This is a genomic window from Acidiphilium sp. MT5 (assembly GCF_054767495.1).
Genome location: NZ_BAABMR010000001.1, coordinates 1 through 22,854 on the forward strand (window position 1 = coordinate 1; position 22,854 = coordinate 22,854).

General features: G+C 59.3%; 27 protein-coding genes. 12 read left to right on the forward strand and 15 right to left on the reverse strand.

Going from position 1 to position 22,854, the window contains the following annotated elements:
* A partial coding sequence (locus tag ACYUCQ_RS00005) for an NAD(P)-dependent alcohol dehydrogenase (RefSeq protein ID WP_460252442.1) occupies positions 1-1,107 on the reverse strand: 1,107 nt, incomplete at its 3' end.
* A 294-nt stretch (positions 1,108-1,401) separates the two neighbouring features.
* Between ACYUCQ_RS00005 and ACYUCQ_RS00010 the strand changes: the two genes are divergently transcribed.
* Together ACYUCQ_RS00010 and ACYUCQ_RS00015 are read left to right on the forward strand one after the other, a co-directional pair.
* Positions 1,402-1,569 carry a hypothetical protein gene (locus ACYUCQ_RS00010; RefSeq protein ID WP_460252443.1) on the forward strand — a complete coding sequence of 56 codons (168 nt, stop codon included), beginning with the start codon at positions 1,402-1,404 and terminating at the stop codon, positions 1,567-1,569.
* The gene (locus tag ACYUCQ_RS00015) at positions 1,570-1,824 is read left to right on the forward strand and encodes a hypothetical protein (RefSeq protein ID WP_460252444.1); all 255 of its coding nucleotides are present in this window, start codon (positions 1,570-1,572) and stop codon (positions 1,822-1,824) included. It abuts the gene before it with no gap.
* 13 nt (positions 1,825-1,837) lie between these two features.
* Here ACYUCQ_RS00015 and ACYUCQ_RS00020 read toward each other — a convergent pair whose 3' ends face one another.
* The 7 genes from ACYUCQ_RS00020 to ACYUCQ_RS00050 all read right to left on the reverse strand — a co-directional run bounded on the left by ACYUCQ_RS00020 (position 1,838) and on the right by ACYUCQ_RS00050 (position 8,043).
* Entirely contained in the window at positions 1,838-2,413 is a 576-nt protein-coding gene (locus ACYUCQ_RS00020) for a carboxymuconolactone decarboxylase family protein (RefSeq protein ID WP_460252445.1), read from the reverse strand.
* A gap of 200 nt (positions 2,414-2,613) precedes the next feature.
* A complete protein-coding gene (locus tag ACYUCQ_RS00025; protein ID WP_460252446.1) occupies positions 2,614-3,132 on the reverse strand; it encodes an isochorismatase family protein in 519 nt (172 codons plus the stop codon).
* A gap of 62 nt (positions 3,133-3,194) precedes the next feature.
* Entirely contained in the window at positions 3,195-3,647 is a 453-nt protein-coding gene (locus ACYUCQ_RS00030; RefSeq protein ID WP_460252447.1) for a MarR family winged helix-turn-helix transcriptional regulator, read from the reverse strand.
* Positions 3,648-3,852: 205 nt separating this feature from the next.
* Positions 3,853-4,875, reverse strand: coding sequence for a hypothetical protein (locus ACYUCQ_RS00035; RefSeq protein WP_460252448.1), 1,023 nt, complete (start codon positions 4,873-4,875; stop codon positions 3,853-3,855).
* A gap of 706 nt (positions 4,876-5,581) precedes the next feature.
* Complete coding sequence (locus tag ACYUCQ_RS00040; RefSeq protein ID WP_460252449.1) at positions 5,582-6,577, reverse strand: alpha/beta fold hydrolase; 996 nt, start codon at positions 6,575-6,577, stop codon at positions 5,582-5,584.
* Positions 6,578-6,583: 6 nt separating this feature from the next.
* Positions 6,584-6,751, reverse strand: a complete 168-nt coding sequence (locus tag ACYUCQ_RS00045) for a hypothetical protein (protein WP_460252450.1) — start codon at positions 6,749-6,751, stop codon at positions 6,584-6,586.
* Positions 6,752-7,056: 305 nt separating this feature from the next.
* Complete coding sequence (locus ACYUCQ_RS00050; protein ID WP_460252451.1) at positions 7,057-8,043, reverse strand: GlxA family transcriptional regulator; 987 nt, start codon at positions 8,041-8,043, stop codon at positions 7,057-7,059.
* A gap of 80 nt (positions 8,044-8,123) precedes the next feature.
* Here ACYUCQ_RS00050 and ACYUCQ_RS00055 point away from each other — a divergent pair, with 80 nt between their 5' ends.
* Positions 8,124-8,822 (forward strand): DJ-1/PfpI family protein, encoded by a 699-nt coding sequence (locus tag ACYUCQ_RS00055; protein WP_460252452.1) that lies wholly within the window; start codon positions 8,124-8,126, stop codon positions 8,820-8,822.
* A 200-nt stretch (positions 8,823-9,022) separates the two neighbouring features.
* A complete protein-coding gene (locus ACYUCQ_RS00060) occupies positions 9,023-9,349 on the forward strand; it encodes a hypothetical protein (protein ID WP_460252453.1) in 327 nt (108 codons plus the stop codon).
* A gap of 483 nt (positions 9,350-9,832) precedes the next feature.
* On the opposite strand, the gene ACYUCQ_RS00065 is transcribed toward ACYUCQ_RS00060, so the two are convergent.
* Together ACYUCQ_RS00065 and ACYUCQ_RS00070 are read right to left on the reverse strand one after the other, a co-directional pair.
* Positions 9,833-10,576 (reverse strand): SDR family oxidoreductase, encoded by a 744-nt coding sequence (locus tag ACYUCQ_RS00065; protein WP_460252454.1) that lies wholly within the window; start codon positions 10,574-10,576, stop codon positions 9,833-9,835.
* 27 nt (positions 10,577-10,603) lie between these two features.
* The gene (locus ACYUCQ_RS00070) at positions 10,604-11,287 is read right to left on the reverse strand and encodes a DJ-1/PfpI family protein (protein ID WP_460252455.1); all 684 of its coding nucleotides are present in this window, start codon (positions 11,285-11,287) and stop codon (positions 10,604-10,606) included.
* Positions 11,288-11,366: 79 nt separating this feature from the next.
* On the opposite strand from ACYUCQ_RS00070, the gene ACYUCQ_RS00075 reads away from it, so the two are divergent.
* Positions 11,367-12,305, forward strand: coding sequence for a GlxA family transcriptional regulator (locus ACYUCQ_RS00075; protein ID WP_460252456.1), 939 nt, complete (start codon positions 11,367-11,369; stop codon positions 12,303-12,305).
* A 222-nt stretch (positions 12,306-12,527) separates the two neighbouring features.
* Here the strand turns inward: ACYUCQ_RS00075 and ACYUCQ_RS00080 are convergent, their stop codons facing one another.
* Entirely contained in the window at positions 12,528-13,289 is a 762-nt protein-coding gene (locus tag ACYUCQ_RS00080; protein WP_460252457.1) for an SDR family NAD(P)-dependent oxidoreductase, read from the reverse strand.
* Positions 13,290-13,378: 89 nt separating this feature from the next.
* On the opposite strand from ACYUCQ_RS00080, the gene ACYUCQ_RS00085 reads away from it, so the two are divergent.
* Entirely contained in the window at positions 13,379-14,278 is a 900-nt protein-coding gene (locus tag ACYUCQ_RS00085) for a LysR substrate-binding domain-containing protein (RefSeq protein WP_460252458.1), read from the forward strand.
* Positions 14,279-14,696: 418 nt separating this feature from the next.
* On the opposite strand, the gene ACYUCQ_RS00090 is transcribed toward ACYUCQ_RS00085, so the two are convergent.
* The gene (locus ACYUCQ_RS00090; RefSeq protein WP_460252459.1) at positions 14,697-15,608 is read right to left on the reverse strand and encodes a LysR family transcriptional regulator; all 912 of its coding nucleotides are present in this window, start codon (positions 15,606-15,608) and stop codon (positions 14,697-14,699) included.
* A 92-nt stretch (positions 15,609-15,700) separates the two neighbouring features.
* Between ACYUCQ_RS00090 and ACYUCQ_RS00095 the strand changes: the two genes are divergently transcribed.
* On the forward strand, positions 15,701-16,378 hold the full coding sequence (locus ACYUCQ_RS00095; RefSeq protein WP_460252460.1) for an FMN-dependent NADH-azoreductase: 678 nt from the start codon (positions 15,701-15,703) through the stop codon (positions 16,376-16,378).
* Here the strand turns inward: ACYUCQ_RS00095 and ACYUCQ_RS00100 are convergent.
* On the reverse strand, positions 16,355-16,951 hold the full coding sequence (locus tag ACYUCQ_RS00100; RefSeq protein ID WP_460252461.1) for a TetR/AcrR family transcriptional regulator: 597 nt from the start codon (positions 16,949-16,951) through the stop codon (positions 16,355-16,357). The two genes, ACYUCQ_RS00095 and ACYUCQ_RS00100, sit on opposite strands and share 24 nt — an antisense overlap.
* Before the next feature lie 90 nt (positions 16,952-17,041).
* On the opposite strand from ACYUCQ_RS00100, the gene ACYUCQ_RS00105 reads away from it, so the two are divergent.
* From ACYUCQ_RS00105 to ACYUCQ_RS00120, 4 genes are all read left to right on the forward strand, one after another.
* Positions 17,042-17,782, forward strand: coding sequence for an SDR family oxidoreductase (locus tag ACYUCQ_RS00105; protein WP_460252462.1), 741 nt, complete (start codon positions 17,042-17,044; stop codon positions 17,780-17,782).
* Between the two features lie 32 nt (positions 17,783-17,814).
* Positions 17,815-18,762 (forward strand): alpha/beta hydrolase, encoded by a 948-nt coding sequence (locus ACYUCQ_RS00110; RefSeq protein ID WP_460252463.1) that lies wholly within the window; start codon positions 17,815-17,817, stop codon positions 18,760-18,762.
* Between the two features lie 130 nt (positions 18,763-18,892).
* Positions 18,893-19,099 (forward strand): hypothetical protein, encoded by a 207-nt coding sequence (locus ACYUCQ_RS00115; protein ID WP_460252464.1) that lies wholly within the window; start codon positions 18,893-18,895, stop codon positions 19,097-19,099.
* A gap of 252 nt (positions 19,100-19,351) precedes the next feature.
* A complete protein-coding gene (locus tag ACYUCQ_RS00120; protein WP_460252465.1) occupies positions 19,352-19,558 on the forward strand; it encodes a hypothetical protein in 207 nt (68 codons plus the stop codon).
* 374 nt (positions 19,559-19,932) lie between these two features.
* Here the strand turns inward: ACYUCQ_RS00120 and ACYUCQ_RS00125 are convergent, their stop codons facing one another.
* Entirely contained in the window at positions 19,933-20,190 is a 258-nt protein-coding gene (locus ACYUCQ_RS00125; RefSeq protein ID WP_460252466.1) for an AbrB/MazE/SpoVT family DNA-binding domain-containing protein, read from the reverse strand.
* A 234-nt stretch (positions 20,191-20,424) separates the two neighbouring features.
* Between ACYUCQ_RS00125 and ACYUCQ_RS00130 the strand changes: the two genes are divergently transcribed.
* A complete protein-coding gene (locus ACYUCQ_RS00130; protein WP_460252467.1) occupies positions 20,425-21,828 on the forward strand; it encodes a hypothetical protein in 1,404 nt (467 codons plus the stop codon).
* 75 nt (positions 21,829-21,903) lie between these two features.
* On the opposite strand, the gene ACYUCQ_RS00135 is transcribed toward ACYUCQ_RS00130, so the two are convergent.
* Entirely contained in the window at positions 21,904-22,848 is a 945-nt protein-coding gene (locus tag ACYUCQ_RS00135) for an efflux RND transporter periplasmic adaptor subunit (RefSeq protein WP_460252468.1), read from the reverse strand.
* Positions 22,849-22,854: the final 6 nt, after the last annotated feature.

Genomic DNA, 22,854 nt, shown 5'->3' on the forward strand with positions numbered 1-22,854 from the left:
TGGAATTCGAACGAATGGCAGATTCGGCTTAGGATGGTGTCCATCAAACCGGCAGCAGCTCACTCCGCTGTCATGCACTGCCTGTTCGATCGCCGTGAATGGATAATGGCGTATCATCTTTTCGACAGGAAACCGGCCTTGCGCGTGCAAAGCAATCAGCGTGGGCAGGAAATTCTCCGGTTCCGAATCGCCTTCGACGATGCCGCGTATGTGCTTACCGTTGGTCATAATGTCGATGATGTTAAGCGTTACCGTCTCATCCGGGCGCGACGCCCCGACAATCCCGAGCGTGCCGCGCGGTGCCAACGCCGCGAACGCCTGAGTCAATACGGCGGGCACCGCCGTCGTATCAAGCGCGAAAGCAACCCCGCCCTTGGTTAGTTCGCGTATACGCACTACCGGATCCGAGCCAGCGACATCGATCGTCGCAGTTGCCCCCAGTTCACGGGCCAACGCCAACCGCGCGGGATTGCGATCAATCGCGATAATCGTAGTGGCCCCGACGATCCCCGCCGCCATGATCGCCGACAGTCCCACCGAGCCTGTGCCGAACACCGCGATGCTGTCGCCCGCCCGCAATTTCAGCGCGTTCATGACCGCGCCGGCACCGGTCTGGATGCCGCAGCCGAACGGGGCCAGTGTTTCTAGCGGCGCGTCCGATACCACTTTCACCACGTTTGTGCGGTGCGCCAGCACATGTGTGGCGAACGCCGACTGGCGAAAAAAATGGCTATGCACCGGTCCGGCATCGCAGGTCAGCGCGGTAGTGCCATCGGCCCGGGAACCGCCGAAATTGAGCGGAAAGAACGCATGGCAGTAACTGGGCGCGTGGGCGTTGCAACTGGGGCAAGTGCCGCAACTGCGAAAACTCATCAGCACAGCATCGCCAGGTGCCAGATCGGTTATATCCGCGCCCACTGCCTCAACATGGCCCGCCCCTTCATGGCCGAACACAATCGGGAACGGCACCGGAAACACTTGGTCGCGCATTGCGATGTCGGTGTGGCATACCCCGACCGCAGCGATCCGCACCAGAACCTCGTCACGCTGCGGCGTTTCGAGTTCCAACGTTTCGATTGCGAAGGTGCCACCCTTGGCGCGGGTCACCGCAGCTTCTATCTGCATGGATTGTTTCTCCCCCAACGGTGATGGATCGCTCAGCGTCTGACTAAAAAATTAAGGCGATTGATTTCAGTTGGCTATGGTTTTCAATTGGTTGCGAAGACAATGGAGATCATGTGGCCGGGACTGAAATCACTCGGCGACAATATGACAGTAGTGCGTTGCGGTAAGCAAGCGATAGCACGGGTGAGGAGTGGAAGATCATTGGGCCGTTTCTGGCGCGCGACCATGAATCATGCGTGGACGGCCAGTTGAGTTCAAGGCGGCGGATCGAGCCGCATGGCAGACGCCCTTATCCTGACGTTGGAAGCTGCCCGCAAGCTGGCACCGCACAAATACCGTGTGCTGGTGACGAAGGTTCAGCCATCACCGGAACAGGATGGGCCGGCAAAGGCAGTGGCACCGATTGTCTCTGCCTTGGGACTGCCGGCGACAGCCGATGAATGAATGGATCGGCGCGGCAAAGAACTGGACTGGCGGCTGAAAAAATTCGCGCAACGCCTGAAGCGCAACCAGCTTGATGGCGTTACCGTTGTCGATGACCGCCTGCAGATAACGCCGGTGCGGGCCGTGGTGCCAGTGGAGGCCGAAGCGCTGGCCGATCAACTCGACGCCATACTGCCACGCATCCGGATCACCGAATTGCTCCATGAGGTTGCCCGGGAAACCGGGTTCATGGCGACATTCAAGAATGATGAATGAAGGTGGTTGGGGGCTACTGGTCGAGGCCCACAGCGTTCGATGGGACGTCGTAGGCCATGAGGGTGAGCGATACGGCGCTGAACCAGCCCATGAGCACGGTCACATCGACGATGCCCGCATCCCCGAGTAGGTCCTGGGCCCGGCGGAACATTCCGGTTGGCGGTATCCGGTAGGCGACCAGCGCCGATGCGAGCTCGTAGACGATCTGCTGGCGTGGATCGTCGAAGGCGACGGGAAGGCCCGCGATTAGGCCCTCGACCTTTTGAGGTTCAAGTTGGCCGAGGCGCTCAGCGATCCGTTCATGCTCGTAGTTCGCGTACGCCGCCCTCCAATGCCCAGTCACGACACAGGTGGCGATCTCGATCTCCGCCTTGGTCAAGGTCGACTCTGTCTGGAAGTACGCGCCAACAGTGACGATGCTCTCCAGCAGTTTTGGGTTGGCCAGCCAGATTTTGTGGGGACCAGGAACCAGTCCACGAAGTTGTAACGTACGGTCGTAAGCCTTCCGCGTGGCGTCGCCCATCTGGTCCACCGGCGTTTCGACGAAACGTCCGAAAGTGCCAAAATCGCCTGAATCATGCAGCAGCATGCGACGCTCTCCATTCAGTGCATTGGATTATTGGCGGACGCCCGCTGTTCCGTTGCCGACGGGATTATGTCGACTGGAAGCAATGGCGTAAAGGACATTTATCCCTTATATCGCGCCATGATGCATCGTGTCGGTCTCTTTATTGTCCAGGACCATCAGATTCTCGAACTCACCGGGCCCTTCGCCGCCTTCGACACAGCTCAGGTCTCGCCAAGCCGAGGAACGACGTTTTTAATACTGTAGTCGTGTGCCTCGCAGCATATGTCGGTAATCACGTCAATGGCTAGGGTAACATTGAAGCCCAGTTCATACGCTTGGCGCGCGGTCGCTTCGACACCAGTTCCCGTGACCAGGCCCGCGATGACCACTTGGGTAACGCCTATTGCCTTCAATTGCGTTTCCAGATCGGTGGAGGCAAACGCGCCCCAAGTTCGTTTTGTAATCGAAATGTCACTTGGCTGTTGATCCAGCTCTCGGACAATATCCGTCCATCCGTCTGGACGAGTGACTGTCTGGCGCGGCTGTTCCGTTCGACCTGGTGCCCCGCCAGCGACATTCACGAGCACTACGGGTAGGCCGCGCTCGCGGAACGCGTCAGCGAGCGTGCGGGCCCGAACGATGATGTCACCCATGGGGTGAATGACAGGTAGCCCTACTATTCCCTTTTGCAGGTCAATGATGATCAGGGCCGTCTTTGGGTCGAGTGTGGTCAGCGCCATAGGGACAATCCTATCCGAAATGATGATGCGCACGAGCGGGTGTGACCCCTCCCTGAACGCCGTTAGTCGTTAATCAGGCGCTTGAGCAATTCGAGTGAAGCTGCGAGTTCGTTTTGTTCTTGCCGGGATAATCGCGTCTCGATGGCGCGGGTCAACCAATCCTGTTTTGCTGACCGCGCCTCCTGGGCCCATTTGTGGCAAGCGTCCGTGAGCGAGAGGAGTGTTTGCCTACCGTCATTCGGGTTCGGCGCGCCACTGACCAGTCCGGCAGTCTCGAGTGCCGCGATGAGCGGACCCATTGATTGTGGGCGGATCCCTTCGGCTCGCGCTAAGGATGCCGCTGTTGTCGGCCCTTCTTTCTCAAGGCGCAACAGTACGGAGACCTGGGATGGCGTAAGGTCGCCCATATTGCCCTGCTCGCGCAGTCGGCGCTTCAACTTGCTGAGCAGGGCGCGAAGATCTTGGGCCAGCGCTGGAGGGTGGGTGGATTGATGGTTGTTCGGCAGAGCATTCATATCAGCGTGCTATAATTAATAAGTTAAACTGTCAAGATAATCTGATTATCTTGACAGCGGCTTCGGCTGGCTACCGACGGAAGAAAAGCGGTCAGGCACCGAATTGAGCATTAGCCCTTCCTCAATGGCCATGCGGGCACGGGTTGGCCGTTAAAATAAGATTGCCGCCCAATCGTGGCAGTCTTTATCAATGCGCTGCGCTGCTTCACGACTGACCGACCATAGCGTAAGCTGGAGCCGCGTCGAGAACGACCGGATGCAGCTCGACACGCAGCAGCGCGGCGTCACGGACGATGCCGTCGGGTGGTGGCGCGGTTCGGCCGCCGTCTAAAGTGACGTAGGCGACCCTGCCCTGATCGGTAGGGCCTCGACCCCAGGCAGCGCTCGATGGTCCGACGAGTCGCTCGTCAAACGGATCGCCGACAATGTGGCGCACTTCGCTGCCGTGGCCTGGTGCGAGCGGCACCCGGTCGATCGTATTGCCGCGGTGACGGGTCACATACGCAAAGCCAGAAACCTCGTCGATGCAAAAATCGTCGGTTTTGTCGATTGCCGCGACGAACTCCGGGCAACCCGCCGGTTCCAGCGTGTTAGGATCGACTGGAATCCGCATGAATACCTGCTGCGCCGTTGAAGTGTAATATACATACCCGGTCATCGGAGCATATTGGATCCCGTTGATCCCCGGTTGGGGTGGCGGCGCAACCTCGCTATCGAGGTCCATGCTCATGGTGGGATGCTGCATCCAGATCCGAGCGCGTGCACGGTGAGCGCCGGGATCTAGGTCAATCCGCCAAATCAAACCAGCGAAACAGTCGGCGATCAGCATCACCCCCGGCGCAAGAAGGCAGCTGCCGTTCAATGCTCGCACCCGGTAATCAAACGTATAGATGATCTCCGGTAAGACCGGCTCGCCCGGCGTCCATCCACTTAAATCTATCCGGGCGAGATGTGATTTGTGTGTGGTGTAGCCATCGCTTAGGCTGACGATGAAGATCTCAGGCTCTACCTCGACCATGCTCACGACAATGGTATCGAACGCGTGGACGAGCACGGGTTTAACGTCGAGACGGGGTTCGGGTCCTGGGACGCACCACAATTCCTTATGGAGCAACGAGCTGACCAGCACAGAACCGTCTTTGCGAACAGCAAGGTTCTCTAGGAAATAGCCTTTCGGAAAGTATGCGACCGGGGTCAGCGTGACCGTGGGAATAGGGGCTATTGGCATGATATGCTCCGTTTCAAACTATCGAGGGTGAGGGGCAAATTAACCGCTCGCCGAGCTGCTGAACGCGCTGCCGACCATCGAAGGTCAATTCGGCGGGCCAGACGACAGTGAATTTCCGGCGAGCGCAGCGCCACGGCCTGGAAAGCAGCGTTGCCGCCATGCTGTGGCGATGTGGAGCTGCATGCTTTTGAATTGAATGTTGGACCATTTGGCGTCGCTTGCGCAAACCCCGGAGCTCGCCACGCCGAAACGCGACGATTACTTAAGTCTTCGTAATTTTGTCGATTTACTATGCAGACCAGGGAAATCCACATGGGTCAGCCCGTCATGAGGTTGGTTCGGCGTCGGTATCGGAAATGGTTTGCAGCGTTACGGCATAAGATACCGTCGGTGAGCTGCAGCGTAAACGACAAATTTCCCTTAAATCACGCCATTGTGCATCGCGTTGAATGCTTAGGTGTTCCGAAGGTCCGACGGTGGAACCGAAGCTACGGGCTTAGTCACGTGCGATGGCGAGGACTGGTCACGGCTGTTATCCAGGTCAATCTCATTGCCATCGCCGACACCCTCAAGCGTAGTTTGATAATCGGCAACGCCATGCACTACATGTGATGATTGAAGGGATCGTCACTGGTCCACGCTGAAACTTATCGCTCAATTCATCGACGACCCCGAACGAAATGCTGTCGCGAGATGTAAAAGCAAATCACGTTTCAGCAACTTCGTTGACGAAGTCGAGTAGTAACTGGCCGAGGCGAACAGGCTGCTCTTGCTGGATCCAATGACCGGCGTGCTCGATGAACTCAATCCCTTCCAGTCTTGTCATCGCCTTCGTCCGCAGAAGGTCGAGCGCTCCTGGCGCGGCGTAGGTGCCCCAGTCACATGTTCCACCGATGAAGAGCGACGGGACATTGATTGTCTGGCCCGAAAATAATCGCAACTCAGCGTTCAAATTTGGATCGGAGAAGACACGATAGGCCTGTAACGCGCCCTGAAAACCGGTGCGCCCAAACGCCTCTGTGTAGACACTGAGTTCACGCTCAGTCAGCCATTTGCACGCTTGAATTTCGGCGGCTGACGGTTGAAAAGGCAAAACAGTCGCTGGCATCGTCTTACCGAGTTCCATAACATAGTAAGTCGGCATTTGTGCAAGATCCGCCGCAGTTCGACCGTTCAAGGGATGCGGTTTATTTTCTGCCCAATCCGCGCTTTTGACGTGGAAAAATGCTCGAAGAAATGCATGTAACCCCTGAGGCGGGTGCCAAAGATCAGCGTTCGCCTGCCGAGAACTCAAATATTGTTGATAATGCTGTCTTGGTGGAACGAGTGCTGCTAACGCGGCGCTCAACTGGCCAGGCGGATCGTCCGATGGCGGTGCTGGGGCTAAGTTGTCCGCCGTGTGGAACGGAAAAGTCGGCGGACCCGGGAATGGCGCGCTCATCAAAACGAGCGAGGGAAACACATCGGGCCGGGCAAGCGCGCAATAGGACGCGACTGGTGAGCCGATATCATGCCCGACAATTGTTACAGTTCGTCGATATCCTAGCGCCGACACCAGCCCGAGCGTATCGCGCACCATATTCAGAAGGCTGAACGGCTCCAACTGTGTATCATAGGCGTTGTGCCAGCCAGTTGTGCCCCCATACCCACGTAGGTCAGGTGCAACGACATAGTATCCAGACGCAGCGAGGATCGGGATCAACCGACGTCAGCCATAGGCCAGGTCCGGAAAACCATGCAGCAACACGATCAGCGGACGATCGGGGGCCGCGTGGCCGCCTTCGAGAACATGCACATCAAGGCCGTTAATCCCATGGATCATACGGGAGCGAACGCCTTGGGGCAGGGTTTCTGCAATATAGGATGGAACCGTCAAGTGAAATCCTCCTTTGGCTTATGGGTTTCCACATTATCGTTCAACGGAGAAAAGGGCCGCGGGCCACCCGATCAGAAATTGAGTATCGGAGATTTTTTCGGAACATGACTTTGATAGCCCCTCCCCAGCCCGATCGTTATTGGCAGTCGATTCCTCATCCAGCAGCGTCTGGCCAATCGGTCACTATCGGGATGGCGGCCATTTGCTACTTGCGCTCTGGCAGGCGCAACTATGCAGTCATCATGCCTGTATCGTAAATGACATAGATCCCTCATTTTCCGCTATGATGGATCGCCGTAGTTTCGTCATCGACCCGGATCACCATCTCCTCGCATTCGTAGCTCGGCGCTGGGCCACGCATAAAGGCGGCGCATAGCCTGCGGCGGTTGACCGAAATAGCGGACAAATGCCCGACGCATCCGTTCTGGATCATGAAATCCAGTCGATGCAGCAATTTGTTCAACCGGCTCACGCGAGGTTTCAACACGTTCCCGCGCAACGTCCAACCGCAGGCGTTCGAGCGCCTTGGCGGGGCTAACGCCAACCTCACGGACAAAGGCACGGGCAAAGTTGCGCGGGCTCATCGCCATGCGCTCTGCAAGCTGTTCCACAGTCAAGCGTTCGGAAAGATGGGCGCGCATGTAACCAAATAACGGCGCGAAGGCGGTGGTATCGCTGCCCAACTCGACTAGGGCAGAAAATTGGGACTGCCCGCCCGGCCTGCGGTAATAGACAACCATCTGTTGCGCAACACGTTTTGCAACGGCTTCCCCCAAATCCTCCGCAACCAGCGCCAATGCGAGGTCGATCCCCGCGCTGATTCCGGCCGATGTCCAGATTTTACCATCACGAATATGGATGCGATCGGCTTCAACCCGGATTGCTGGAAAGAGCCGTCGCAGTTCGTCGGCCCGATTCCAGTGGGTCGTTGCTCGTTTACCATCAAGCAGCCCTGCTGCGGCCAGCAGAAAGGCACCGGAACAAACACTGCATAACCGCCGCGTAGCCCCGTTGCGTGCGCGCAAATAGGCAGTAACTTCTTGGTGATGCATCGCTTGAGCGGTGCCGGTGCCGCCCACCACGATCAGCGTGTCCAACGATTTCGTATCGTCGGCGATGGTCGTGTCGATCGCGATGCCGGACGAGCTCCGGACCGATCCGCCTTTGATTGAGAGAACCTGAAAGCGGTACGATCCAGGCGTGATCCTTTCGGCAATCTCGAAAGCGGCGGTTGGGCCTGCAACGTCAAGGATCTGGAAATCATCGAAGAGAAAGATTGCGACGTTTTTCATACTGGCAGAAAATGAGGGATCATTGTCATTTAGTCAATTGATCGATTTAGGCATACTCGCGTCATCAGCAGGAGCCTACCATGACCGAACAGCCATTCCGTATTGTCTTCGCGATCTACCCCGGCATGACGCATCTCGATTTTACCGGGCCGCACCAATTTCTCTCGCGCCTGCCCAGCAGCACGATGATCATCGGCAGTCCTGCAGGGGGCGAGGTACCAAGCGAAGGGCTAATTTTTGCCGGAACCAAGCGATTAGCTGATATTGACGCCTGTGATCTGATCTGCGTGCCAGGCGGGGGCAGCGCGACGGCCATGGCCCTGGATACGAGCTTCATTGCCGAGATCCGGCGGCTGGCACTGAAATCACGATATGTTACCTCGGTTTGCACCGGCTCGCTGATCCTCGGTGCGGCGGGTCTGCTGGTTGGTCGCCGTGCCGCCTGCCATTGGGCATGGCGGTATCTTTTGCCGTTATTTGGCGCAATCGCCGATGAGGGGCGGGTGGTGCGTGACGGCAACGTCATTACTGGGGGTGGGGTCACGGCTGGCATTGATTTTGCGCTGACTGTGTTGGCGGAGATCGGCGGCGTCGAACTTGCGCAAACCATTCAGCTTGGGCTTGAATATGCACCAGCCCCGCCGTTTGAAGCAGGACGCCCGGAAACCGCGTCAACGACAATCCTGGGCGCCTGCCGTGAGAGTATGGCGGCTATTCAGCCACGCCGCGAAGCAGAAGCCCGTGAGGCCGCTAACCGCCTAGGCGGCGAGCACGCATGAAACAGGAGCGACATTCGTCCCTATCCAATACAAACAGTACAACTTGACAGTTTATCTGTTTGATTTTAATCGGGAGTGATGGGTCATTCTTCTGACCTGACAATGGCTATCAAAACGGCCATTACCCCAGTTACACGCACCAGCCGGACCCAACCGCCGGATTTTATCTGCTGTTATATTCTGGAGGAGGGCTGCGAACCATGAACCTCATTCACGACTTATCTTATCTGTTTGGTGGCGCTTTCCTTGCCAATGCCGTTCCGCATTTCGTCAGCGGTATGATGGGCCGGGCATTTCAAAGCCCCTTCGCGAAGCCACCGGGGCAGGGGCTGTCTTCCTCAACCGTTAATGTTCTGTGGGGATTTGCGAATTTCGTGTTCGCCTATTGCCTCCTCGTTAGTGTCGGTCATTTCAATCTGCATGCTGCCGATCAAATCATCGCCGCCGGGATGGGCGTCCTGCTGATCGGGCTATTTTCTGCGCGCGCGTTCGGTCGGTTCCACGGCGGCCATTCGCCGAGGCCTTGATTGCACATGGCCCAGGCCTGGGCCGCGGAAAATAGCGCAGAAAACACAACTTGATCCTTCTGTGTGGAAGATTGTTGCTGTCGCGTCGTTTGGCAGCTTGCTGGCACAGCTCGATGCCATGATCGTCAATGTCGCCCTGTCGAGCCTGGCAGCAGATTTGCTCGTAAGCTTTTCAATCATCCAATGGGTAACTAGTGGCTACCTTCTGGCCCCTGGCCACGACCTCGTTAAATATTTCTCAGCGTCTCGGAGGGCATTATAACAACGCTCTGCGCGACATTCCTCGCCTGGAGGCTCGGGTCGCATGGCTCTGATGCGGCGGTGAAGAGCGCTTACGCCTGGGGTTTCATGCTTCTTTGTGTTCTCCAGGTCTGTGTTTTCCTCGCAGCACGCCGGTTGCCCCGTCGTTTGTATGATGTGAGGCGTGCTTAACGGTAGCCGAACTGTTAGTTGGTATCGCGCGAAATGAGACTGGGATCGAGCTCAAATCTGCGAGACGCCGCCATCCACAACGAGCTCCGCGCCCACGACGTAACTGGATTCATCACTGGCCAGATAAAGCGCCGCAGCGGCGATGTCTTCTGCTTTGCCGATACGACCGATCGGTACCGTCGCGGCGGCTCGATCGCGGAACGCCTGAAGCTCCTCCGGGCTGCGATGCCGACCGATCAGTGGCGTATCGACAAAACCAGGGCTGATCGTGTTGACGCGGATCTTGCGATCCAGAAATTCGCGCGACCAGGTTCTCGCAAAAGATCGGACGGCGGCCTTCGCCGCCGAAAGCAACGAAAGGCCGGGTCGGCCGACGTGAATGATGAATGAGGTGGTCAGGATAACCGAGGCGCCGTGACGCAAGATGGGGGCGACGGCCTGCATCGAGAAGAAGACCCCCTTAACGTCGATATCCATGATCTCGTTGTACCGTGTTTCGTCGGTATCCGCGAGCGGCGTGCTATAGGCGATGCCGGCATTCGCAAAGAAGATATCGAGTTTGTCAAAGTTCTCCGCGACCGTCCTGCTGACCGTCTGCATGTCAGTCACCGACTGGGCGTCGGCACGTAGGATCAGCACCTCTTCGCCAAGCTCGGCACGCACGGCTTCGAACCGGCTCGTATCGCGTCCGGTGACAGCCACCCGCGCGCCTTCGCGCACAAACAATTTCGCCGTCGCAAGGCCAATTCCGCTAGTGCCGCCAGTGATCAGAGCAGTTTTGTCTTTCAGTCTCATTTCCTTATTCCTATTCAGGTAGAGGTTTCAGCCGGCATCTCGCAGCCGCTGCGCGACATTCTCGATGCGACGTTCTGCATCAGCGATGGCGTTAGAGAGGCGCGCATTGACGGCATCCAAGACCTGCCGGGCGGCCGTCTCAGGCGATCCCGCGTCGAACGGTGGTTCGGGCGCATATTCCAGCAGAAGCTGCGCGCGCTGCGCGGCCTCATCCCCGCGCAGCTCGGCAATCAACGAGAGAGCGAAGTCCATCCCGGCCGTCACCCCGCCGCCGGTGATGCAGTTGCCGTCTCGCACTACCCGGGCGCTGTCAGGGATCGCCCCAAAGGCAGCAAGAAGATCCCTGAAAGCCCAATGACAGGCGGCGCGGCGCCCATTTAACAGCCCTGAAGCGGCAAGGATGAGCGATCCGGTGCAGACCGAGGTAACATAGGTCGCGTTGTTGGCGAGCCGCCGAATGGCGTCAAGGAAGCGCGGCGTCTCGAGTGCCGCGATGCAGCCGAGGCCGCCGGGGACGAGAAGGATGTCGCAGGCCTCGATCCGTTCCAGGTCGTGCAGCGCCCCAAATGTTAGGCCATCTGCGACGATCTCTCGCCGATCGATCGCGGCTAGTTTGATATCAATGTCCGCAAGGACGCGAAGAAGTTGATAGGGGCCGGTGAAGTCGAGCGGTGTTACCCCTTCGTAGAGGGGGATGACGACATGGATCATGGCAAATCTCCTGTTACCAATGACATTGACGCAAAAAGCCTATGGTTTAAATGTCTTACATCCCTTAATTTCGGACGCCATGCATCGGATTGGATTCTTTCTCTACCCAGGCCACCAAATTTTGGATTTCGCAGGCCCCTTCGGCGCGTTCGAGTCAGTCGCTCGGATCGCCGGTCGGCCACTCTATGCGCTGGAGGCTTTATCGCAGGCCGGTGGCATGGTGCGCGGCAGTGGTGGAGCTTTGGTCGCAAGCCGTGCCGCAAGAGGGGCTGCGCTCGACACGCTCATCATCGTCGGAGGCGAAATCGCCCCGATGCGGGCGCCCGGTGCCGTCGCCGCCGTGCGCGCTCTGGCGCGCGAAGCCACGCGTGTCGCTAGCGTCTGCACGGGGGCTTTCCTGCTGGCAGAAGCGGGACTACTGGCGGGGCGCCGGGCGACAACGCATTGGCGCTCAGCACCTTTGCTGCAGCAGGAATATCCCGCGGTGCGGGTCGAGCCCGATCACATCTTTATTGCTGATCGCGGCATCTGGACGTCGGCGGGAATCACGGCGGGCATCGACTTGGCCTTGGCGCTGATCGAGGCTGACCACGGAATCGAAATGGCGCGTGGGGTCGCGCGCGAGCTTGTCGTCTACCATCGGCGCTCGGGAGGACAGTCGCAGTTTTCTCAATTGTCACAAATGGAACCGGCAACCGATCGCATCCGCTTGGCCCTCACCTTCGCGCGCGACCATTTGTCAGAGCCGTTGGGCGTAGAGCGCTTGGCCGAGGCCGTGCATCTCAGCCCCCGGCAATTCAGCCGCGCGTTCCGCCGAGAAACCGGCGAAACACCTGCGCGAGCCGTCGAGCGCCTGCGTATCGAGGCCGCACTCCAGCGACTGCAAGATAGCGCTGAGCCGGTGGAGCAGATCGCACGCGCCGTCGGTTTCACTGATCCCGAACGCATGCGCCGTGCTTTCGTCAAGCTCCATGGCCTCCCGCCACAGGCCATCCGTCGGGCCGCACGCCAAGTTTAGAGGAGCGCAGATCTTCAATCCGTGGAAGATGATCCGTCCATCTGCTCGTTGGCCTAATCGCATGGCTGCGAGTGGCTCGGGGCAGGCTTTCGGATGCCGTCCAGAATGTGCAAGCTGGGCGTCCAGCAGTCTCATCCTAAAACAGATCTGTCGGCGAATTCGTTAATGAATTCAACCGGTAGACCTCCCGGATTTCTGGGTTTGCAGAAAGTTGGGCAGGCGTTAGATCAGAATGCCGCCGGCCACTTCGATCCGCTGCGCGTTGACCCAGCCGAAATCGTCAGAGAGCAAGGCGGCGATGACCGGACCGACATCTTCCGGACCACCCACGCGGCCAAGCGCAGTCTGCGAGGCCAGAGCCTTGTTCACGTCAGGATTGTCGCGGACGATGCCGCCGCTGAAATCCGTGGCAATTGCCCCGGGCGCGACCACGTTCACTGCAATGGCGCGCGGCCCCAGTTCCAGCGCCATGTAGCGGGTAAGCGCCTCCACCGCCGCCTTCATTGGCCCGTAGATAGTCCGTCCGGGAAATGCGAAACGCGCCAGTCCAGACGAAATGTTTACGATCCGCCCGCCGTCATTCATCAATGGCAGCAATGTCTGCGTAAGCAGATACGGTCCCTTGAAGTGCACGGCGAATTGCTTGTCTAATTGAGCTTCCGTGCCATCCGCGAGCGTGGCGGTCGATGAAATGCCGGCGTTGTTCACGAGATAATCAAACCGCTGTGCTTCCCATCCGCTCAACGTCTCACGGACGCGCGTGGCAAAATCGCCGAAATCGGCCGCCTTTCCGACGTCGAGTTGCAAGGCCACAGCGTCCGCGCCGGCCGCGCGGATGTCCGCAACCACTTTTTCCGCCGCAGCCCACATTTCGTTGTAGGTGATGATCGAGAATACGCCGCGCTGTGCAAGGCGCAGGGCGGTGTCGCGCCCTATACCTCTGCTTCCACCGGTGATGATCGCGATAGGTGTTCGGTTTGTCATGGATAATCTCCTTCTGGGGGAGACATAGGCGCCTTAATTGTGCTAAATAAGACGGCTATAAACTTACATAACGTACGGATAAACGAACAATGCATACTGATTTTTCTGCAGCCCGCGCTTTTGTGGCAGTGGCGGCCGCGGGTGGCTTTCGCGAAGCCGCCAAGACAACCGGCATGAGTGCATCGAGCCTCAGCGGTGCGGTAAAGCGGCTTGAGGATCAACTGGGTCTCCGCCTGCTCAATCGCACGACCCGCAGCGTCGTTCCGACCGAGGTCGGCGCTCATCTGCTGGAGCGGTTGCAGACGGCAATGGCCGACATAGAAGCAGCACTAGAGCGCGCCAACGATCACCGCGCCACCCCCCGCGGAACGATCCGCCTGAACGTGCCCCTGGGCGTGGCCCGTTTAGTGATGCCGCGCATCCTGCCCGGATTTTCCCGGGCTTTCCCGGACGTGCGGGTCGAAATCGTCGCCGAACACGACGTCGTGGATATCCTGGCCGCGGGGTGCGATGCGGGTATCCGTTATGACGAGCGTTTGACCAAGAACATGGTCGTCGTGCCGATCGGACCCGCACGCCAGAGATTCGCCACCGCCGCCTCGCCCGCCTATCTCGCGCGACACGGCACGCCGCGGCACCCGCACGATTTGCTGAACCATGCATGCTTAACGGTTTGCGTCGGGGTCGGCGCGGAATTGCCTTGGGAGTTTGAGCGGAATGGCGAGCTTGTTAGGGTCGTGACAACCGGGCCTTTCGCCGTTGACGTCACCGCGGTCGACTTGGCCGTAGCGACGGCGATCGAGGGTTGTGGCATCGTGCATCTGTTCGAGGATTGGCTGCGACCCGCGATTGATAGCGGCGCTCTGGAACCAGTTCTGCAAGAGTGGTGGCAGAGCTTCAAGGGGCCTTCGCTCTATTATCACGGGCGCGCGCATGTGCCCGCCCCGCTCCGCGCATTCATCGGGTATATTCAGCAGAACCGATGGTAAGGACAACGGGTATGACGTCGCGATGAGCTTATCGCGCCAATTCGCTGTGCGAAGCGAACACTCAGATCGTCGAGGAGCCAAGTCGTCGTCTTTCTCGAGGCACGGCCGCGTGACTGAGGTATAGATCGTCACGGGACCGGCCGTGTGGGCAGGATCGTCTTTTATCGGCAGGTAAGTGAGGCAGCCCCGCTGCGATAAACGGTCGGACTAGTTGCTCGGGCACGCGGCACCACCCGAAACCCGCCCGGCGAAAATCGAGCCACCGCTCAGGGTTGACAAATCGTCAAGCGGCGAAGTTTTCCCTCCGCTGAGCGGGGTAGGACGGGCCAGGGTTCAGCAGGATGTTGGGCGCGCTACACCAGGGGTCCGCTCCGCGCGCGAGCCCCGCGGGTCTGCGACGGACGGATTTAGCCGGAGCTCACGCAGATGATGGCGTCAGCGATGACAGCTGGCTCGCCAGCCATCGGGTCGCCGGGCCGAGGTCGACGCCGGCCTTCCAGACCAGGTCATAGACCATTCGGCGCCGGGTCGGACCGGTGTCGGCCATGTTTAGTGCGACGAGGCGACCGTCGGCCATGTCCGATTCGACCAGATGCGCCGGGAGACTGCCCCAGCCTAGTCCCGCGCGGATCATGGCGTGTTTGGCCCCAAGATCGCTGGTGCGCCAGGTTTCAGCGGCGATCACGCCGAACTCCCGGTTCTCGGTCGGCTCGGCGCGGTCGGTGAGCACGATCTGCACATGCCGGCGCAGATCGTCCCATGCGATCCGGTCGGCGCCGGCCGCCAGCGGATGATCGGGCGCCGCCACCAGGATCAGATCGATGTCCAGCACCGCCGTGCGCTCGAAGTCTGGGTGGTTCACCATCAGCGAGGCGAGCAGGCCGATCCCGTGGGATCCGTTCCGCACCGCCGCCACCGACGCGGACAGGTTCTCGACCATGATCCGCAGGAGCACGCTGGGCCAAGCGTCGCGAAACCGCCCCACCACCGGCAGCAGCAGCGACATGGGGAACTGCCCGTCGACCACCAGACGCACCTCGGGCTCCACCTCCGCCCGGAGCATCCGCGCAAGCTCGCTCATGCGCGCCAGGTCGTGCGCCACCAGTCGGGCCTGAGGCAGGAGCGCCTTTCCGCCGACGGTCAGAACCGGACGATAGCGGCTGCGGTCGAACACCGGAAAGCCGACGAGGTCCTCCAACTTGTCGATCGCATAGGTCAACGCAGGCTGCGTGCGGTTCAGGCGCCGCGCGGCTGCCGAGAAACTGCCCGCGTCAACGACAGCGAGGAATGCGTCTATCTGGCTGAGGCTGATGGCGGACAGGCTATCCATAAGCTTTATTTATGATGTTGGCGGGTTTTTTCCCAGTATTTTTTTGTCTTTTCTTGTGGCACTTCCGGCTCGTCTTGGTAATGGAGAGAGCTATGCCAAACCTTCTTGTACTTCAGAACAGTGCGAACCTGGAGACGTCGGTCAGCCGCAGGCTGGTCGACACCTTCGTTGAAACCTATGTCCGGCGCCATCCGGACGCGGAGGTCGTCCATCGCGATCTCGCCCGAAATCCCCTGCCGCACCTCTCGCCGTCCCTGGCCGCTGCGCTGCTGCCCGGGCAAGGCGCCGCCACGCCCGACATCGTGTTGGCCGATATTCTGACCGAGGAGCTCGAGGCGGCGGACATCATCGTCATCGGCGCCCCCTTCTACAATTTCGCCATCCCCTCAACTCTCAAGGCCTGGCTCGACCACACCGTCCGCGTCGGCCGCACCTTCGCCTATGTGAACGGCGCCCCGCAGGGCCTGCTCCCTCCCGGGAAAAAGGTGATCGCCTTCGTCGCGAGCGGGGGCGCCTATACCGAGGGTCCGGCGTCCGCGATGGACTTTGCGTCGCCCTACCTGCGGTTTATCTTCGAGTTCATGGGCGTGACCGATGTCGAGATCGTCCGGGCCGAGTGGCAGGCTGTGCCCGAGCGCGGGGCCATCTCCGCGCAGGCAGCGGCCGACCGCGCGCGGAACCTGGCCGCCCAAATTGGAACAGCGATCCCCGCGTACCAGCAGCCAGACGAATCCGTCCAGCGCCGCTCAGGCCCTGCGGCGAGACTGTGAAAAGACCGTCTCGACAAGCTGGTCGGCATAGGCGTGCGTCAGGGGATGCACGCCTGTGAGAAGATGAAAATACAGGCAGCCAAAGACCTGATCGACAATGATCTCCGGGTCGATCTCAGCGGGAAAGGTTCCGCCTGATTGAGCCTTGCGGATGTCCGCAATTGTCCCGGCGCGGCGCGGCAGGATGTAGGCCTGATTGATCCTGATCTGCAGGCCCGGGTCGTGCTGCGCCTCACTGATCAATCCAGCCATCACCCGGCCAAAGAACCCATTGAAGGCGTCGACAAGACGTCTTGCCTTGAATTGGACAGACGCTTCCAGGGACAGGGCAGCCGGTGGATCGAGGGTGGGCTCAATCCGTTCCTTCAACATGGCGAGCACGATATCGGCCTTGGTTCCCCACCATTTGTAGAGGGTGGGCTTTCCCACCCCCGCGCGTCTCGCGATGCCCTCGATGGTCAGATCCTGGACCGAAACTGTCTGCAGCAGCTCGTGCACCGCCGCGATGATCGCGTCATGGGCGCTGGCGGCAGCGCTTCGGGGCCTGCCGATCCTGCGGAGGGGTTGAGTCATACGATTAAAATAACGCTACGTAGCGGAATTGCAATTGACGACTCAGGCTCCATATTTTACGGAACGTAGCGTTTTAAAAAGGAGAACCTTATGACCCTTGTTCCAGCACCGGTCGCGATCGTCACAGGTGCCTCTCGAGGCATCGGGGCCGAGGTTGCAAAACGGCTGGCCCGAGACGGGTTTTCCGTGGCGGTGAACTATGCGGCGAACGCCGATGCCGCGCAGGCCGTCGTTGCGCACATCCTAGCCTCGAACGGCCGAGCCGCCGCCATCAAGGCCGATGTCAGCCAATCGACCGAGGTCGCAAGCCTGTTCGACCAGACGGAGGCGCGGCTCGGCCAACCCACCCTGGTGGTGAACAACGCGGGAATCATGAAGCTGGCGCCGATCGCCGAGATGGACGACGCCACCTTCGATGCCATGCTCGCGGTTAATCTTAAGGGTGTATTTTATGTGCTGCGGGAAGCCGCGCGTCGTCTCCCGCGCGGCGGCAAGATTATCAACACGTCGACCACTCAGACGCGTCTCGCCTCGCCTTCCTATGGCGCCTATGCGGCGTCCAAGGTCGGCGTCGAGATGCTCACCCTCATCCTCGCGCGGGAGCTTCGCGGGCGCGGCGTCACCGTCAACGCCGTGGCGCCGGGCCCGACCGCGACCGAGCTGTTCCTCAAAGGCAAGTCGCCTGAGCTCATCGACAGGATCGCCGGGCTTTCGCCCCTTGAACGCCTGGGTACACCGGAAGAGATCGCCAATGTCGTCTCCATGGTCGCCAGTCATGACGGCGACTGGATCAACGGACAGACGATTTTCGTTAATGGTGGTTCCGCCTGAACGCAGCCCAGCCGAAACTTCGGGAGAGACAGATGCATGATTTCAATCCAGGCGACATCGCACGTCCAAGCGTCATTCGCCACGCTGTGGCGCCAGGCGAGGACGAGCAGGTGCTGCGCATCTTTCAGCGTAACGCGAGCCTCGCGCAACTGCACCCAGAAGATCGGCGCGCCTTCTACGCCGCCATGGCGTCCCAGGCGCCCATGGCCAACGGCGTCGGGGTCGAGCCCGTCCGCGACGGCACCGTGCGCGGCTATTGGCTCAGGCCCGCGGTCTCTGATCCCAGGTCCGCTCTGTTCTTCGTCCACGGAGGCGGATACCATCTCGGCGATGCCCGATCCTATCTCGGCTTCGCCAGCCAGCTTGCGGTGCGCACCGGGCGGGCGGTCTTCAGCGTCGACTACGCCCTGGCGCCGGAGCGGCGTTTCCCCGCGGCCCTTGACGACGTTATGCGGGCGCGGGCGTGGTTTCTGTCCCAAGGCGTCGAGCGGTACGCCGCCGTCGGCGACTCCGCGGGCGGCGGGCTGGTTCTCGCAATAGCGGACCACACGGCGCCGGACGACCGCCTTGCCGCGATCGTCGTTTTTTCCCCTTGGACCGACCTTTCAAACAGCGGAACGAGCTTCGGCGATCCGACCACCCGCGACCCGGTCTTCCAGCCCGCTGTCCTCCAGGGACTCGCGCAATCCTATCTGGACGGCGCAAACCCCCAAGACCCGAGAGCATCGCCCCTGTTCGGCGCTTTGAACGCCCTGCCGCCGATCAATGTGCAGGTCGGCGAGGACGAGCTTTTGCGCGACGACTCCGTGCGCCTGGCGGAGCGGGCCGCAAGGCACGGCGCCAAGGTGCGCCTCGATGTGTTCGAGGGCATGTATCACGTGTTCCAACGGGACGTGGGCGCTCTGAAAACGGCCGAGGCGGCGTTGGAGATCGCCGCAAGGTTCATCGACGACCAGTGTGCCAGCCTTGCGAGGACATAGTGTTGATTTTTGCTGAGAACTGACCCGGTAAGGCCGGATTTTTCCACCGAGATTTGACCCATGTTTGACTGTTTCCCCGTCTGGAACTGGCGGTGGCGACGGTGGCTGCCAGAGCAAAAAACGGGTTTTCGTGGATGTTATTGCTGCTGGGATTCGCGCGAGCCGATTTGCCATGTTGGCAGATGTCAAGGCCGAGCATGAACGCCTCGTACTTACGGCCTGGTTCCTAGTCCACGGGCTCACGCTGCTGTTGATCGACGGACTCGCAACGGAAGCGCCGCTCTTTGTTTCGGAGTTGGTTACCAAGACCTTACTCGACGGAATCCGGCGGCGCTGAGCGTCATTTGAACGCCATGTTGTGCGTTCGGATGGGTCGCGAGCATTGGGGCAAAACCTCGTGGCCGGTTTTTACGCCGCCGCGCCGGTCTCGTTTTGATCCAGCTTTGCCGTAGATTTATACATTTTCTGTATGAATCTTACGTCCAGCACAACGATTATCCTGCATCGTCGGCTCTGCCATATTGCAGATCAAGGTCAATCACTGACCGGCCGGTGGATCGCACCGGCTCAACCTGACAGGAGCCTTACAATGACCAAATTGGCAAAAATCGTCTCCATCTTCGCCGTTTTCGCGCCCCTCGCCGCGCACGCCGCCCCCTCGACTGCGGCCCATGCGAAACTCGTGGCGGCGATGGATCGCGCCTATCATCTAAGCTTTCCCGTGCCACAAGCGCCGCAAATCGCAGCGGTTCGCACCGTGCACGCTACGCCCGTGCGCGCGCAGCACAAGGGCTAATCGCGTTTAGAGCAATATCCGATTAGATAGATTTAATCTGATCGGATGTTGCTCGCCAAAACAATGCGCTCGAGCATTGTCGGTGAGCCGCTGCGAACGGAAAATGCCCTAGAATGGCGCAAGACGCGCGGCGGCGCGAAAAGCCGCGCGCCTCGGCGGATCAGTGTCGGATCGTCAATTATTGGTCCGATCGGTATCTTGGTGATGGAAAGACGGCGATGGCCGCAGTGCGGCGATTATGACGTCAGTCGACAGCGCTTCGCGGGGTAGCGGTGGGAGAGGTTCGGAGCGAGATTGCCGCGCGCTGTGTTATAGGCGTCCCAATCCGCTCTATCCGGCAGCGAAGAAATGGTTATGTTCTCGACTGCGTTGAGTCAGGCAACCGCCGCGAGCCCGACTTTCGCGTCGGCAGTGAGGTGGAGAACATCCAGCAACGCAGGCGGCACGGCGAGCATAACCGAACTACCAACTTTTCGCAGATTAATTGTGTATATGATAGCTTTATGAAATTCTGTAATGATATAATAAAACCTTTCATGCTCTTCAATATCCTTTTGGGGCTCATTATTGACAAAATGCGGTGAAGAAAGCGTGTTCTTCCGCCAAGACCTCGCAAATGGATCACCGATCAAAAATTTTCTCAATGTAAATTCGAGAACGGTTAAATCGCTTGCGTAGCGTAGTCCATCCTGGCAAACTCTTGGCGCGTGATTTCAGTTGATGCTATATCGATTTTGTGCATTCTTGTAGATCAAGAGAACCGAAATCAGATAACATCACTCAACTGCCTTTGTTCGGTCGGGTTGTTAGAGTAACCCTTTGTCAAACGCGTGATAGCGGCCAGTCTATGTTTGAAGGAAAGCGCCATGAAAAAACTACCCAGCAAGGCTCAGTGGCTGAATGACACCGCGCTTCAAGCGCGCATGCGCAGTCCATCTATGCGCAAGCTAGACGATGCAATAGGTGCCTACGAAGCCAATCCAACTCCAAGCAACCGGGTTGCCGTTCGCAACGCATTCCAAAATTGGAAGCAGCGTACTGGGGCGGATTGGATCAACAGTGATCGCAATCGGGCTCCTAAGTTCCCAATCACGGCACTCGATCAGGCGTTGAAATCAGACCGACAGTTCACTGAAGCGGATGAAATTGGCATCAAGGAGATGATAAAAAGTCGAGAGCGGCGCATACAGGAAGTATTTGGTAATGCACATATTAACTTAAGAATATTTCAGGCGACACAGCAAGTGAGCGCTGCGGCAAATGAATTGAAAATGGCTGTCAAAAACGCCGGCCCGAGCAATGCCGGTCCATCCGGTCGCGGTCCCCAAACATCAAACACATATGCAAGCATCGCCGGTGATAAATTGTTTTTCGCGCAGGCGGCTCAAGTGAAACGTGACGCCATGAAAGCAGGCACTGCAACGATAGCCGCAGGCAAGGGTGGCGTGGACGCGGCAGCAAACGCGGCCTTTGCGAGCCAGATCGCTGAAATCAAAGACGCGTTGCAGAATTTATTCGGCGAACCGATTCAGGACGTCAAGACGTTTTTGCTGAATTTGTTGATTGATAATGGCATGTCGGCTTTGATCACGACAGCACAGCATATCGCCGATATGTTGCCATTTATTTCTTTAGTTTCGGGAGGGGTAAAAGCGCTGATGTATAGCGGCCAAGCCGTGCATAAGGCATATGAGCAGTTTAGCTTCTCGCGTCACAGCTTTGCGATCGAGGCAGGGGCACCAGCCGCGGCGTTCAACGCTGTGCAAACGTTGCTCTCGCGCGAAACAAAAAACGCTACAGCAAAGGCAACTATTGAGGCCGCAACACTTGGTGCGAATGCAGCTTTGCACGCAGCGAAAGGCGCGGGGTCAGTCCTGGCACCCGTTGTGAAGGCGGCCAATGCGACCGCGAATGCGGTTCGCGTCATTACAATGTTTGCGATTCAGATTCGGGAAACATTGATCATTCGGCGGCTACTGAAAAATCCAGCCAACCTGGATTTGAAAGTGTTCGGAAAGGCGCCGTTATTGGGTGCTTACATGCTGGTGGGTTCAAACACATCTGACCTCGCCGCATTGCTATTTGAGAGTTTTGGCCATTCTGGCTGGCAAGATGAAATGGAAGTTCTAATTAAAAAGCATATTCATCCGGTGCTCGATCAATGTGCTAGTCTGATACAGGCTTCACCGTTCATTATCACCGGCATTCCCCTACATCGTGCGACAGTTGGCCGTTCCACAGTTGAAGCGCTGATGGGCACGACCATGTAGAGCTCAGATTCACTCGGAGCATCCGGTGATCGAGTTAATTGTGCGAAGTTTGCCTCTCCAACGAACCGTCAATGCTCAATGCCCGCCCGCAGCCGGTGTTGTGATCCGTACTGTCGCGGTCATGCCGACGGCGAGGAACAGGCCCGGCGGCAAATGGTCGAGCGTAACATGAACCGGAATTCGCTGTGACAGCCGCACCCATGAATAAACTGGATTGACGCTCGGCAGCCCGCTGCGCGCATCCTGCGAGTTTGCAACCGCAATACCGCGCCCGATCCCTTGCACATGGCCATCCAACACCCTGCCGGGGTCGGACATCAGCTCGACCCGGGCCGGCGCGCCCGGCCTGATCCGACTCAGCTCGGTCTCCTCGAAATACGCGGTCACCCAGAACTCACCGGTATCGACCATCGTAATCGCGCCGCTGCCGGCATGGGCATAATCCCCTGCATGGACAGTGAGATTGGTGATCGTGCCGCTCACCGGCGCGCGGACCACCGTGCGCGTGAGATCGAGCGTGGCCTGGGCAACCCGCGCCTCGTCCGCCAGCACGCGGGCCGCGGCGGCGCGCGCGGCGGCGGCGGCATTGCCTTGGGTTTCTGCCGAAACCGCGAACGCGGGCAGCCGCGCACGGCGGGCCGAATCCGCCGCCTTCATCCCGGCAATCGCCCGGTCGGCAGCGAGCGTCGCCCGTGCGATCGCGAGCCGATTGACGAAATCTGCCGGATCGATCCTGAACAGGACCTGCCCCTTACGCACCTGCTCATTGTCGTGAACCGCGACCGCGACGATCCGGCCCGAAATCTCCGGTGCCACCGTCACGGCAAAGGCGCGGACGCGCGCATCCCGCGTCCAGGGCGTCGCGTCATAGCGATGCCAGGCGGCAAAGCCGAGCCAGATCGCCACGGCCACGACGATTATCGTCGCGAGCCCTGAAAAAACCGGGCGGTAGCGCCGCGCCGGCGCCGCCGCAGACGAGGTCGGGCGCGGCAGGGTCGGCCCCTCGGCGGTGTCGAGCATGCTGTG

What these genes read in the sequence shown, in the direction of transcription:
- ACYUCQ_RS00010 (WP_460252443.1), top strand. Translation starts at nt 1,402, where the DNA reads ATGGCAGACGCCCTTATCCTGACGTTGGAAGCTGCCCGCAAGCTGGCA.
- ACYUCQ_RS00015 (WP_460252444.1), top strand. Translation starts at nt 1,570, where the DNA reads ATGGATCGGCGCGGCAAAGAACTGGACTGGCGGCTGAAAAAATTCGCG.
- ACYUCQ_RS00020 (WP_460252445.1), bottom strand. Translation starts at nt 2,413, where the DNA reads ATGCTGCTGCATGATTCAGGCGATTTTGGCACTTTCGGACGTTTCGTC.
- ACYUCQ_RS00025 (WP_460252446.1), bottom strand. Translation starts at nt 3,132, where the DNA reads ATGGCGCTGACCACACTCGACCCAAAGACGGCCCTGATCATCATTGAC.
- ACYUCQ_RS00030 (WP_460252447.1), bottom strand. Translation starts at nt 3,647, where the DNA reads ATGAATGCTCTGCCGAACAACCATCAATCCACCCACCCTCCAGCGCTG.
- ACYUCQ_RS00035 (WP_460252448.1), bottom strand. Translation starts at nt 4,875, where the DNA reads ATGCCAATAGCCCCTATTCCCACGGTCACGCTGACCCCGGTCGCATAC.
- ACYUCQ_RS00050 (WP_460252451.1), bottom strand. Translation starts at nt 8,043, where the DNA reads ATGAAAAACGTCGCAATCTTTCTCTTCGATGATTTCCAGATCCTTGAC.
- ACYUCQ_RS00055 (WP_460252452.1), top strand. Translation starts at nt 8,124, where the DNA reads ATGACCGAACAGCCATTCCGTATTGTCTTCGCGATCTACCCCGGCATG.
- ACYUCQ_RS00060 (WP_460252453.1), top strand. Translation starts at nt 9,023, where the DNA reads ATGAACCTCATTCACGACTTATCTTATCTGTTTGGTGGCGCTTTCCTT.
- ACYUCQ_RS00065 (WP_460252454.1), bottom strand. Translation starts at nt 10,576, where the DNA reads ATGAGACTGAAAGACAAAACTGCTCTGATCACTGGCGGCACTAGCGGA.
- ACYUCQ_RS00070 (WP_460252455.1), bottom strand. Translation starts at nt 11,287, where the DNA reads ATGATCCATGTCGTCATCCCCCTCTACGAAGGGGTAACACCGCTCGAC.
- ACYUCQ_RS00075 (WP_460252456.1), top strand. Translation starts at nt 11,367, where the DNA reads ATGCATCGGATTGGATTCTTTCTCTACCCAGGCCACCAAATTTTGGAT.
- ACYUCQ_RS00080 (WP_460252457.1), bottom strand. Translation starts at nt 13,289, where the DNA reads ATGACAAACCGAACACCTATCGCGATCATCACCGGTGGAAGCAGAGGT.
- ACYUCQ_RS00085 (WP_460252458.1), top strand. Translation starts at nt 13,379, where the DNA reads ATGCATACTGATTTTTCTGCAGCCCGCGCTTTTGTGGCAGTGGCGGCC.
- ACYUCQ_RS00090 (WP_460252459.1), bottom strand. Translation starts at nt 15,608, where the DNA reads ATGGATAGCCTGTCCGCCATCAGCCTCAGCCAGATAGACGCATTCCTC.
- ACYUCQ_RS00095 (WP_460252460.1), top strand. Translation starts at nt 15,701, where the DNA reads ATGCCAAACCTTCTTGTACTTCAGAACAGTGCGAACCTGGAGACGTCG.
- ACYUCQ_RS00100 (WP_460252461.1), bottom strand. Translation starts at nt 16,951, where the DNA reads ATGACTCAACCCCTCCGCAGGATCGGCAGGCCCCGAAGCGCTGCCGCC.
- ACYUCQ_RS00105 (WP_460252462.1), top strand. Translation starts at nt 17,042, where the DNA reads ATGACCCTTGTTCCAGCACCGGTCGCGATCGTCACAGGTGCCTCTCGA.
- ACYUCQ_RS00110 (WP_460252463.1), top strand. Translation starts at nt 17,815, where the DNA reads ATGCATGATTTCAATCCAGGCGACATCGCACGTCCAAGCGTCATTCGC.
- ACYUCQ_RS00120 (WP_460252465.1), top strand. Translation starts at nt 19,352, where the DNA reads ATGACCAAATTGGCAAAAATCGTCTCCATCTTCGCCGTTTTCGCGCCC.
- ACYUCQ_RS00130 (WP_460252467.1), top strand. Translation starts at nt 20,425, where the DNA reads ATGAAAAAACTACCCAGCAAGGCTCAGTGGCTGAATGACACCGCGCTT.
- ACYUCQ_RS00135 (WP_460252468.1), bottom strand. Translation starts at nt 22,848, where the DNA reads ATGCTCGACACCGCCGAGGGGCCGACCCTGCCGCGCCCGACCTCGTCT.